This window comes from Thermobifida alba, from assembly GCF_023208015.1.
Taxonomy (GTDB): Bacteria; Actinomycetota; Actinomycetes; order Streptosporangiales; family Streptosporangiaceae; genus Thermobifida; species Thermobifida alba.
This window is the reverse complement of the sequence record NZ_CP051627.1, coordinates 1,004,759-1,016,451: the sequence shown is the minus strand read 5'-3', so window position 1 is coordinate 1,016,451 and position 11,693 is coordinate 1,004,759. Positions and strand designations below refer to the sequence as shown.

The window sequence follows — 11,693 nt, the reverse complement described above, 5'->3', positions numbered from 1 at the left end:
CGCTCAGCGCAGCGTGGGCACCTGCCCGCCGTCGGCCCGGTGGACGCGGACGCCGGGCAGGCGGGCCCGCCACGGCCCGGTGACGTCGGCGAGCGCGGCGGCGTCCGGCGGGGTGCGGCCCAGGCCCACGGCGAAGCAGACCTGCCGCGGATCGGCGGTGAACGGGCGCGGCCAGGCGTGCGCGTCCGCCACGCCCGCCTCCGCCAGGGCGGTCAGCAGCGCCCGCATCCGGCCGCGGACCCGGCCCAGTGCGGTGTCGACGTGCTCGCCGGGCAGCGGCCGCACCTCCACCACCGCCCACGCGGCGTGCCTGCGGTGCAGCGGCGGCGGTCCGCACAGTGCGGGCCGGGGGTCGGTGCCGGTGCGCGCCGCCTCCTCCACGGTCTCCCAGGCCCGGTACAGCTCCTGGTCCAGCAGGTCCCGCAGGGACTCGTCCACCTGGCCGGTGCAGGAGCGGACCGGTGCCGTGGGGGTGAGGATCCGCACGGGCGCGGCCGGGACGTGTGCCCTGGGAGCGGTCGGCAGGGTGACGGGCCGCCGCCAGTCCCAGGCGGCCCACTCGGCGAAGAAGCGGCCGAGCAGCGTGTCGGGGCCGTCGTCCGCGCCGCTGTCCCGGACGGTGCGTGCGGCCAGGACGGTCCAGGCCAGGCCGGGCAGTCCGCCGAACGGGGCGCAGTCCAGTCCGCGTGCAAAGGCCCACGCTCTGACGTCGCGGGCCAGGGCGGCGAAGGCGGTGTGGCGGCCGTCGACCGCGGCGCGCACCGCCTCGGCGTCGCTGACCGCGCTCAACGCGGCCGCGGCGGCGTCGCCCAGCTCGGTGCGGCGGGCCACCGCCTCGGCCGGGTCGACCTCTCCGGTGGCGACCACGACCAGGTCCACGGGGACGGGACCGAGCCGCAGCCGCAGTCCGGGGGTGCGCGCCCCGGTGATGTGCCGGACCCGGCTGCTGCCGGGGAGTGCGGACACGCGTGCCGCCAGGGCGTCGAGGTCGGCCTGCCCGGGCAGGGCCGCGACCAGGTCCAGGTCCGATCCGGTGCGGGCGCAGCCCATGCGGCGCGATCCGACCAGGTGGAGTGTCGCCTCGGGCAGGGCCTCCGCCAGCCGTGCCACGAGCCGGGCCTCCTCCGTGTCCCGGGGTGCGGCGGCTCCGGCGGTGGGGGGCGCCGGGGCGGGGGTTTCCGCGGGCGCGGGGGCCGGCTCGTCGAGCCAGCGCACCTCGCCGGTGCCCAGCGCCACGGTCGCGCGGGGCCGCATGGGTTCGCCGCCCCGGCGTGACAGCAGCACCAGTTCGCTGACGCGGGCGGCCGTGTCGGGCGGCTGCGCCGCGTGCTCGGCGGTGGACCGGTCCGGGGCGGCGGCCCGCCCCGGGACCGGGTGCGGGGTGGGGTCCGTGCCGTCCGTCCCGCAGCGGGGGAAGCGGCGGCGCAGCGCGGCGCGCAGCTGCTGCCACGGCCCGGCCTCTGAAAGGGCCGGGTCCAGCTGGGCCGTGGCGTGGCCGCGGCGGGCGGGGACGCCGGTGCCGCGCAGGCGCGTGTCGAACGGGGCGACGGTGGCGGCGGCCTCGGCCAGCAGCGGTGCGGCCCGCTCGAAGTCCGCTTCGGGTACGAACCCGGACAGCACGGGGACGTGCGGCGGCCACCGGTCGGCGTCCGGGTGGTGGTGTCCGCAAAGGTGCTGCGGTGTCGGCCGCGGCTCCTCGGGCGGCAGCCACACCAGTGCGGTGCGGGTGCTCGGCGCCGTGTCGAGGACGTCGGAGGGCGTATCGCCGCTGCCGCCGACCGCGATGTCGGCGACGACGCCGTAGTGGTCGGAGGCGAACAGGCCGTCCCCGGTGGCGGGGGCGTCCCCCAGCAGGCGCGCGGCCGTGGCGTGCAGGCCCGTTCCGCGCAGCAGCACGCGGTCGAGGCGGGCCGCGCGTCCGGTCCGGGAGGAGAGTGCGGCCAGCGGGTTGGCGCCCGGGTCGAAGGTGGGGGTGTGGTCGTCGGCGCCGTGCACCTGCGTCCAGGCGTCGTCCAGGCCCAGCCGGGAGGCGAGGGCGGGGTCGCCGTCGTTGAAGTCGCCCACCAGGACGACGTCGGTGCCGGCGACGGGCAGCGCCTCGGCGAGGAGGGCCAGCTCCGCTGTGCGGCGTGCGGCCCCGTCGACGGTGTGGTCGCTGGTCAGGTGGGTGGCGGCCACCGTGATCGGCCCGTCGGCGGTCGCCACGACCAGGGCGGCCGCCGCCTTGTGGGGGCCCAGCGCGCACAGTCCCGCCTCGGTGACGGGCAGGCGGCTGAGCAGCAGCAGTCCGTACTCGGCGGTGTCGCGGCCGTGGGGGTCGAGGGAGAGGGTGTAGCGGTCGCGCACCCACGGTTCGCGGCACAGCAGGTCGAGCAGGTCGGGTTCGACCTCCTGCAGCGCGATGACGTCGGCGTCGGCCCGCCGCAGCGCCTCCAGCAGCAGGGGTCTGCGCCGCGCGGTGTCGATCCGGTCGCCGTCGTAGCGGTCCCACAGCGTGTTCCAGGTCAGCACGCGCAGGCGCGCCACGGGCGGCGCCTCCCCCGCGGGTTCGGCGGGCCGCCATCCGGTGCCGGGCCGCCAGGCGTGCGGGGGGCGCAGGACGAAGAACGGGGCGGTGAGCCGGCGCGGGCGGCGGACCCGTCCGGCGGTGGAGCCGTCGATCCGGTCCACGCCGGTGGCGCGGTCCCAGACCACTTCGCCGTCGGCCTCGATGAACAGGATGCGGTGCCAGGGGATGTCGCCGCCGGGGGTGAAGTCGGTCAGCCGGACCCGTTTGGTCTGCCCGCTCCGGTCGTGGACGCCGAGGACGAACCGCTCGGGGTCGAACCGCGGGTCCCAGCGGACCCGGTGGTAGATCTCCTCGCTGGTGCGCATGGTTCAGTCCTCCTCGTCGTGCAGGCCGCCCGCGGTGTCGCCGATTCCGCCGCCGGCTCCGACGTACCAGGTGCGGTGGGCCTCGTCCGGGTAGGGCGGTTCGTAGCGGCGCAGCTGGCCGTCCAGTACCGCGGGGGGAACCGGGTGGTCGCGGGCGGTGTTGCGGCGGGCCAGGTCGTCCTCGTCGAGCAGCCACACCGCGTGGGTGAGGAGCGCGTCGCGGCGGCGGGCCACGGCGTGGACCAGGGAGCGCTGGTGCCGGTTGAGGGCGGTGGCGTCCCACACCACGGTGCCCCCGTCGGGCGCCGCGTCGCGCAGGGCGGCGTCGAGCCGGTGCAGGCCCTCGTCGAGGACTGCGCGGTTGGCGCGCTGGTCGGCGCGGGAGCCGCGGTCCCGGCGCAGGTCGTCGAGGGAGACGACGGTGTGGACCGCGGGCAGGGAGCGGGCGAAGGTGCTCTTGCCGCTGCCGGACGGTCCGACGGTGACGACGAGGCGGGGGAAGGCGCCGTTGCGCCACCGCCAGGTCAGCGCGGCCGCCTCCGCGGCGGTGCCGATGCGTCCCCGGGTGAACGCGCGCCGCGCCTCGGCCCAGCGGCGGTCCGCCGTGTCGGGGTCGCCGTGGGCGAACTCGTCGCGCAGCTGGGCGCGCAGGGTCTCCAGGGGCGCCTCGCCGAGCAGTCCGGCGTCCTCGGCGTGCAGTTCGGACCAGGCGACCCGGTCGCGGGCCTCCTCGGCTTCGGCGTCGTCGCGTCCGGTGAGGACGGCGGCGGCCAGGGCGTGCAGCACGCCCAGGTCGGCGGCCTCGGCCAGGCCGGCCAGTCCGGTGCGCCGCTGCTCGTCGGGGAAGTCGCGGTGCAGCAGGCCGTGCAGGCCGACCAGGTCGGCGGTGCGGCGGGCCTGGCGGGGGCCGAGCCGGTCCGTCAGGCGGGGGGCCAGCCAGGCGCGGCGGGTGCGGTGCAGCAGGGCGGCCAGCACCCCGGTGAGGCGGGCGTCGCCGGTGCGGCCCAGCAGGTCGAGGCGGGAGGCGGCGTCGGCCGCCGCGGCCCGGGCGTGCGCGGCGTCCGCGGGGGTGGCCGCCGCGGGCCCGCACAGGTCGGCGGGGGTGAGGTCCAGGGCGGCGAGCAGCGCCTCGGGGTCCGGTTCGGCTCCGGAGCGCACCTCCCACAGGGCTGCGGTGGGCGCCAGCCCGTTGGGGACGACGGGCGCGGACATCCAGTGCTCGTCGGTCTGCACGTGGTGGGGGCGCACCCACTTGGCGACGCGGTGGGCGAACTCGTCGTAGGAGAAGCCGTCGACGGTGCGCACCACGTAGCCCTCCTGGCGGGCGGTGTCCACGCGCAGCGCGCGCAGGGCCCGCTCGTCGAAGACGCCGCGCCACAGCACCGGCGGTGTCGGCAGGCCCAGCCGCCGGGTGACGCGCACGGTGGCGTCCCAGTCCAGGCAGTGGTCGCCGTCCCACACGGAGAAGGCGTAGAACCAGCTGTCCAGGGCGGGGTAGGCGAGGGAGTGGCGCGCGTACATGTTCTCGCCGCACACCCGCCGGCCGGGCGGGAGGGCGCGGGCGATCCGGCCGTGCAGGGCCTTGATCCAGGCGCGGGAGGGGTGGTGGGCGGAGTCCAGGGACCGGGCGTGCAGCCCGTCGGGGTACAGGGTGGTGTTCTCCCCGTCGAGCTTCTCGGTGACCACGACCTCGCGGCCCGCCAGCCCTGCCAGGCCGCTGGTCCGCACGTCGTCCGCGCTCGCCCCCGGGGACCAGGGCAGGTGCGGGGTACGGGGGTAGGCAAACCACATGATCGGTGCTTTCGACGCCGGGTGCTGCGACGACTGTAGGGGCGGCCGCGGCGCGGGGCCACCGATTTTCTCCGGTCCCGGCGGCGCGGCGCGCCCGGACGTGGCATGCTCGTCGCACCCCACAGCATCGGAGGAGCACATGGTGAGCACCCGTTTCCAGGAGCTCGACTGGAGGCCGACCCCGATGGGGGAGCTCAGTCTGCGCCGCCGCTGGGACCCGGTCTTCGGCGAGTACGCCTACGAGGTCAAGCTCGGCGACGAGTACCTGATGTCGAGCCTGTTCACGACGGCGGAGGTGGAGGTGGCGCGGCTGGCCCTGGCCTGGCTGCCGCAGCCGCGCCTCGACGTGGCCGTGGGCGGGCTGGGGCTCGGCCACACCGCGCGTGCGGTGCTGGCGGACCCGCGGGTGGGGTCGCTGGTCGTGGTGGAGGCGCTGGGCGAGGTGATCGAGTGGACCGAACGCGGCCTGGTGCCGGAGGGGGCCGCGCTGGCCGGCGACGCCCGCTGCCGTCTGGTCCACGGCGACTTCTTCGCGCTGGCCGCGTCACAGGAGGGCTTCGACCCCGACACCCCGAGCCGGCGTTTCCACGCCGTCGTCGTCGACATCGACCACTCGCCGCGGCACCTGCTGTCCCCCGGCCACGCCGGGTTCTACGAGGCGGCCGGACTGCGGCGGCTCACCGGCCACCTGCATCCGGGCGGGGTCTTCGCCCTGTGGTCCAACGATCCGCCCGACGCGGGCTTCACCGCGGTGCTGGAGGAGGTCTTCACCGAGGTGCGGGCGCACACCGTCGCCTTCCCCAACCCCCTGCAGGGGCGCGAGGCCGCCAACACGGTCTACCTGGCGCGGCACGGGTCCGGGTGAGGCGTCGGCGGTTCCCGCCGCACGCCCCACCCGCGGCCCCGCGCGCAGGCGCTGCGCGGCCCCGTCCGGCTACGCGGAGTCCGCGTGCTGCTCCACCCAGGCCGTGAGCGGCCGCCCCTGGATGGCCGCGGCCATCAGCTCCGGGAACTGGTCGGGGGTGCAGGCGAACGCGGGCACCCCCAGCGCGGCCAGGGCCGCGGCGTTGTCGCGGTCGTAGGCGGGCGCGCCGTCGTCGGAGAGCGCCAGCAGCACCACCACCTGCACCCCGGCCGCGGTCATCTCCGCGACCCGGCGCACCATCTCGTCGCGGATGCCGCCCTCGTACAGGTCGCTGATGAGCACGAACACCGAGTCGGCGGGCCGGGTGATGAGGCTCTGGCCGTAGGCGATGGCCCGGTTGATGTCGGTGCCGCCGCCGAGCTGGGTGCCGAACAGCACCTCCACGGGGTCGCTCAGGTGCTCGGTGAGGTCGACCACGGCGGTGTCGAACACCACCAGGGAGGTGCGCAGGGTCCGCATCGACCCCAGCACCGCGCCGAACACGCTGGCGTAGACCACGGAGGAGGCCATCGACCCGCTCTGGTCGACGGCGAGGACGACGTCGCGCTGCACGCCCCTGCTGCGCCGCCCGTAGCCGACGAGGGTCTGCGGTACGACGGTGCGGTGGTCGGGCAGGTAGTGCTGGAGGTTGCGGCGGATGGTGCGGTCCCAGTCGATGTCGGAGACGCGGCGGGGGCGGGTGGTGCGCGCCGAGCGGTCCAGCGCGCCCTGCACCGTGGAGCGGGTGTGCTGGGCCAGTCTGCGTTCCAGGTCCTCCACGACCCGGCGGACCACGGCGCGCGCCGTCTCGCGGGCGGTGTCGGGCATGACGTCCTTGAGGGACAGCAGGGTGCCCACGAGGTGGACGTCGGGTTCGACGGCCTCCATCATCTCCGGTTCCAGCAGGAGCTGCCGCAGGTTGAGCCGGTGCAGGGCGTCCTGCTGCATGACCCGGACCACGCTGGCGGGGAAGTAGTCGCGGATGTCGCCGAGCCAGCGCGCCACCCTCGGCGCGGAGGCGCCGAGGGTGGCGCCGCGCCGCCCGCCGAGGTCCTCCACGCCTTCGTCGGAGCGGTTGTACAGGGCGGCGAGCGCGGCGTCCATGCGGGCGTCGTCGCCGGTGAGGACGGTGCCCGGGCCGCCGCCGAGCGACGCGGCGCAGGCGTCCTCGGCCTTGTTGCCCAGCACCAGCCGCCAGCGGCGCACCCGTTCGGCGGACGCCGCGGGGTCGAAGTCGTCGTGCATCGTTGCCTTCCGTGCTCTCAGGTGTGGGCGGGCAGGCCGAGGACCGCGGCGGCCGCGGCCACCGCGGCGGCGGCCCGTCCGGTGTCGACCGGCTGCTCGGCGGGGTCGCGGTCGACGCCGCCGCGGACCACCAGCTCGGCGATGGAGCGGCGTTCGGCCGCGGTGAAGCCGCCGAAGGTGCGGCGCAGCAGCGGCAGCACGTCGACGAAGGCGCGTCCGCTCAGCCCGGTCAGCCACTGGTCGATGAGGTCCAGCAGGGCGCTGTCGTGCACCAGCAGCAGCCCGCTGTCGGCCGCGAAGCCCTCGATCCAGGCGGCGGTGCGTTCGGGCGGGGTGCCGGGCGAGGCGACCTGGCTGAGGCGCAGGCGCAGGGTGTCGGCGTCCAGGCGGCCGCTGTCGCGCAGGAGGCGGTGTGCGCGTCCGCTGAGGCGGCCGGGGACGCCGCTGCGCGGCGCGAGGGCCTCCAGGGCGTCCAGCCATCCGGTTTCGGCGTCGCCGCCGAGCAGGACCGCCGCCGTGTGGGTGGCGTCGACGTCGGCGGCCACCGGGACCGCCGCCGCCTCGTCCAAGCCGGTGACCGCGACGGTGAGGCCCGCGCAGACGCGGCGCAGCATCTCCACGGCGACGCCGCGCAGCGCGTCGGCGTCGAAGCGGCGGACGCTGCCGTAGCGGACGGAGCGCGCCAGCGGCGGCAGCGCCCTCATCAGCCGTTGGATGTCGGCGTCCTCGGCGGCCCGCCGCGAGAGCTGCGCCACCGTGTCGGTGAGGGCGTCGGGCAGGTCGGCGAGCAGGCAGTCCTCGACGAGTGCGGTCAGCGCGGGCAGGTCGGCGTCGGCGGCGCGGTCCCGGACGCGGGCGGCGGTCGCGGCGGCGACGGTGGTGCCCCACCGGCTGGCCTCGATGACCGCGAGGTCGTACTCGGGTTCCCAGCGCAGGGCCCACGTCTCGCGGAACGTGCCGCGCGACCGCACGGTGTCGCGGCGCGGGGCGCCCCACGGCACGCCGAGCAGTCCCAGCCGGTGCAGCAGGACGCTGCGTTCCCGGTCCACGTCCTTGCGCAGGTCGAGGACGAGGTCCCGGTCCAGTGCCCCGGGTTTGAGGCGCAGCCGCTTCTGCTGGGCGGCGAGGTCGCGCTGGAGCGGGACGGTGGGCGTGTCCGGCGGGACCGCGCCGAGCCGCTCCCCCAGGGCCATCTCGTCGTGCACGAGGCGGGCGCGCAGTTCCGCTCCCTCGCACAGCACCGCGGAGGTGGCCTCGGCGGTCTCCTCCAGTCCGGCCAGTGGGCGGCCGCGCAGCGCCGCCAGGGTCTCGCACAGCCGTACCGCCTCGATGACGTGGGAGGAGGAGACCGCGTGGCCGCGGTCCCGCAGTCGGCGTGCGGTCTCGGTGAGCCACCGTTCCACGGGCCGGTCGGGCGTGGTGAACAGGTGGTGGTACCAGCCGGGGGAGCGTACTCCGGCGCGGTAGCCGCTGGCGGCGGCGAGCCGTCCGTGGGTCCACGGGATCCAGGTGGTGGCGACCCTGGTCTTGGGCAGGCCGCGCAGCAGGCGGGCGTCGGCGGTGGCGGCGGGCAGTTCCAGCAGGGCGGGCACGTGCCAGGCGCCGCAGACCACGGCGATCCGTTCGTGCCCGGCGCGCAGGGCGGCGCGCAGCACCTGGCGCATGTGCGCCTCGCGGCGGGCCTCGTGCTCGGTCTCGGGTTCGGGGGCGAGTTCGGCGCGGACCGCGGCCATGGCCTCGGCGATGGCGGGGAACGGGGAGGGGCCGCCGTCGCGGCGCTGCTCCACCACGTCGTCCCACCAGCGTTCGGGGTCGTCGTAGCCGGCGGCCTCGGCGAGGACGCCGAGCGGGTCGACGCGCACGCGCGGCGCCTCCCCCTCTCCGGTCTCCTCCTCTTCTTCGGTGCGCGCGGCCAGGGTGTGGGCGGCGGGCAGGTCGCAGAAGCGCACCTCGGCGCCGTGCTCGGCGGCGTAGCGCAGCGCCTGCCACTCCGGGGAGAAGACCGCGAACGGCCAGAACGCGGCGCGGGACGGTTCGGAGCGGTCGTAGGCGAGCAGCGCCACCGGCGGTTCCAGGCCGCCGACGTGCCCGACGAGCGCGTCGGCTTCGGGGGGGCCTTCGATGAGGACCGCGTCGGGGCGCAGCCGCTCCAGTTCGGCCCGGACCGCGCGCGCCGACCCGGGGCCGTGGTGGCGGACGCCCAGGACGTGGACGCGGTCGGTGTCGAGTGCGGGCATCAGTGGCTCGCCTCCCGGCAGGCGGCGTAGAAGTCGTCCCAGTCCTCGCGTTCGCGGACCACGGTCTCCAGGTACTCGCGCCACACCACGCCGTCGGAGACGGGGTCCTGCACGACCGCGCCGCTGATGCCGGCGGCGACGTCGGTGGGGCGCAGCACGCCGTCGCCGAAGTGCGCGGCCAGGGCGATGCCGTTGGTGATGACGGAGATGGCCTCGGCGGTGCTGAGGGTGCCGCTGGGGGACTTGACCTTGGTGCGGCCGTCCTCGGTGATGCCGTTGCGCAGTTCCCGGAAGACGGTGACGACGCGGCGGATCTCGGTGAGGGAGGCGGGCACCTCGGGCAGGTCGAGGTTGCGGCCCAGCTGGGCGACGCGGCGGGTGACGATCTCGACCTCGTCGTCGGCGGTCTGCGGGACCGGCAGCACGACGGTGTTGAAGCGGCGGCGCAGCGCGCTGGACAGGTCGTTGACGCCGCGGTCGCGGTCGTTGGCGGTGGCGATGATGTTGAAGCCGCGCTGGGCCTGCACCTCGATGCCGAGTTCGGGCACCGGCAGGGTCTTCTCCGACAGGATGGTGATCAGCGCGTCCTGCACGTCGGAGGGGATGCGGGTGAGTTCCTCGACGCGGGCCAGGCGGCCCTCGGCCATGGCGGTCATGACGGGGCTGGGCACCAGGGCCTTCTCGGAGGGGCCCTCGGCGAGCAGGCGGGCGTAGTTCCAGCCGTAGCGCACCGCTTCCTCGGCGGTGCCCGCGGTGCCCTGGACCAGCAGGGTGGAGTCGCCGGAGATGGCGGCGGCGAGGTGTTCGGACAGCCAGGTCTTGGCGGTGCCGGGCACGCCGAGCAGCAGCAGGGCGCGGTCGGTGGCCAGGGTGGCGACGGCGACCTCGACGATGCGGCGCGCGCCCACGTACTTGGGGGTGATCTCGGTGCCGTCGTCGAGGGTGGCGCCGAGGACGTACTGGGTGACGGCCCACGGCGACAGCTTCCAGCCGGGCGGGCGGGGGCGGTCGTCGGCCTTGGCGAGGGCGGCGAGTTCCTCGGCGTAGGCCTGTTCGGCGTGGGGGCGCAGCACGGCGGGGGTGGCGGTCATGGTCAGGTCAGCTCCTTGCGCATGTCGTGACGGAATCTGAGGGTGTTGACGAGGTCGGTGAGGCGGCGGTTGCCAGCGCCTTCGGCGGCGAAGCGCTCGTACAGGCCGGGGTCGAGGTGCCGGGAGGCGTGCTCGCGCACCTGGTACAGGCGGTGGGGGTCCTGGTCCTCGGCGAGCAGCCGGTCGGCCATGCGTTCGCTCAGTTCCCTGTTCCACGGGAAGTCCAGTGCGTCGAGCAGGGCGCCGAAGCGGTGCGGGATGTGGAGCCGCCCGCTCTCCCAGCGCAGCGCCCAGGCGTGCTGCTCGTCGCGGGGCAGCAGGGCCAGCAGGCCGGCCATCCGGCACTCCGCCTCGGGGAGGTCGAACGCCGCCGGGGTCATGGAGTCCAGGAGCGCCCGTGCCCAGTCCAGGTCGCCGTGCAGTGCCGCCGCGTTGGCGAGGATGCTGCGGACCTCGGGGTCCGCGACGGCGTCCAGCACCTGTCGGGGGGTGTCGCCGAGGCGGCCGATCCAGGTGGCCGGGGGGATCTGGGACAGCAGGGGGCGCACCCGCGCCGCGGGGGTCTGCTGCTCGTCCTTCTCCTTCTTCTTCTTGGTCCCCGGGTCGAGCAGGGAGGTGAACTCGGCGTCGACGTCGCCGGGCTGGTCGACGACGATCCTGCGGGTGCCGCCCGAGTCGTCGACGCGCAGCAGGCGGGCCGTCTGCTCGGCCAGGCGGCGGCCGGTGTCGCTGCCGGGCAGCCGCATGAGCAGGACCGCGGCCAGGACGCGCACCCGGTGGGTGCGGTCGCGCAGCGCCGTGGCGAGCAGCGGTTCGTCCTCCTCCGACAGTCCGGTCTCCAGGGTCGCCAGGAGCGCGTGGCGCTGGTCGGCGCGTTCGTGCGTCCAGGTCTGGGCGAGCAGGTCGCGGGCCGCGGCGGGGTCGGTGCGGCGCAGCGCGGCGAGGTGGAGGCGGCGCAGCGCGGGGGTGCCGGTCTTCCAGGCCTCGGGGTCGAAGACGGTCTCCTCGGGGTCGGCGCTCTCCAGGAAGAAGAGCCAGGCCGGGTTGTGTTCGGCCAGCCAGCGGGCGCGGGCGCCGCCGAGGCGGGCCAGGACGGGACGGACCTGCGTGTTGCTGCGGGCCCGGTCGAGCAGCGCGGGCAGGACCTCCGGGGGGAGCCGGCGGCCGGTTGCGGCGGCGAGGTCCAGCCATTCGGGCAGGACCTCGGGGTGCCTTCCGGCGAGGATCGACTGCAGCCGGACCAGGGCCGGGCCGTCGATCAGGGGTGCGGTCTCGTCCGGGGCGGGCGGCGGCGGGGCGATCCGGCGGGGGCGCTGTCCCGCGCGGCGCCGCACGGCGGCCAGGGCGGCGCGGTCGAGCAGCGCGGTGGCGGGGTCGCCGCCGCTGGCCCCGGGCAGGCCGGGCGTGGGCGGCACGGCGCGCCGGGAGGTACCCACCAGGGCCGTCGACACGAGGTCGGGCCAGGGGTCGGGGTCGGTCACGTGGCTTCCTTTCGGGATGGCACGGGCACTGCGCACAGCGGGCGGGTGGGGGTCGGGGGCGGTGTCGCCG

7 protein-coding genes are annotated in these 11,693 nt (G+C 76.4%); 1 reads left to right on the top strand and 6 read right to left on the bottom strand.

Annotated elements, in window-relative coordinates; genetic code table 11:
• Window positions 1–3: 3 nt before the first annotated feature.
• Complete coding sequence (locus tag FOF52_RS04655) at window positions 4–2,874, bottom strand: RNA repair domain-containing protein (protein ID WP_248592597.1); 2,871 nt, start codon at window positions 2,872–2,874, stop codon at window positions 4–6.
• Window positions 2,875–2,877: 3 nt separating this feature from the next.
• Entirely contained in the window at window positions 2,878–4,665 is a 1,788-nt protein-coding gene (locus FOF52_RS04650; protein WP_248592596.1) for an RNA ligase family protein, read from the bottom strand.
• Window positions 4,666–4,807: 142 nt separating this feature from the next.
• On the opposite strand from FOF52_RS04650, the gene FOF52_RS04645 reads away from it, so the two are divergent.
• Window positions 4,808–5,530, top strand: coding sequence for a spermidine synthase (locus FOF52_RS04645; protein ID WP_248593753.1), 723 nt, complete (start codon window positions 4,808–4,810; stop codon window positions 5,528–5,530).
• A gap of 69 nt (window positions 5,531–5,599) precedes the next feature.
• Here FOF52_RS04645 and FOF52_RS04640 read toward each other — a convergent pair whose 3' ends face one another.
• Genes FOF52_RS04640 through FOF52_RS04625 form a run of 4 tightly spaced genes read right to left on the bottom strand, consistent with a single transcriptional unit; the run spans window position 5,600 to window position 11,623 of the window.
• Entirely contained in the window at window positions 5,600–6,814 is a 1,215-nt protein-coding gene (locus tag FOF52_RS04640; protein ID WP_248592595.1) for a VWA domain-containing protein, read from the bottom strand.
• 17 nt (window positions 6,815–6,831) lie between these two features.
• Window positions 6,832–9,051, bottom strand: a complete 2,220-nt coding sequence (locus FOF52_RS04635; RefSeq protein ID WP_248592594.1) for a DUF5682 family protein — start codon at window positions 9,049–9,051, stop codon at window positions 6,832–6,834.
• The gene (locus FOF52_RS04630; protein ID WP_248592593.1) at window positions 9,051–10,142 is read right to left on the bottom strand and encodes an ATP-binding protein; all 1,092 of its coding nucleotides are present in this window, start codon (window positions 10,140–10,142) and stop codon (window positions 9,051–9,053) included. Before FOF52_RS04630 ends, FOF52_RS04635 begins: the two co-directional genes overlap by 1 nt.
• 2 nt (window positions 10,143–10,144) lie before the next feature.
• Window positions 10,145–11,623, bottom strand: a complete 1,479-nt coding sequence (locus FOF52_RS04625; protein WP_068755858.1) for a DUF5691 domain-containing protein — start codon at window positions 11,621–11,623, stop codon at window positions 10,145–10,147.
• Window positions 11,624–11,693 lie beyond the last annotated feature (70 nt).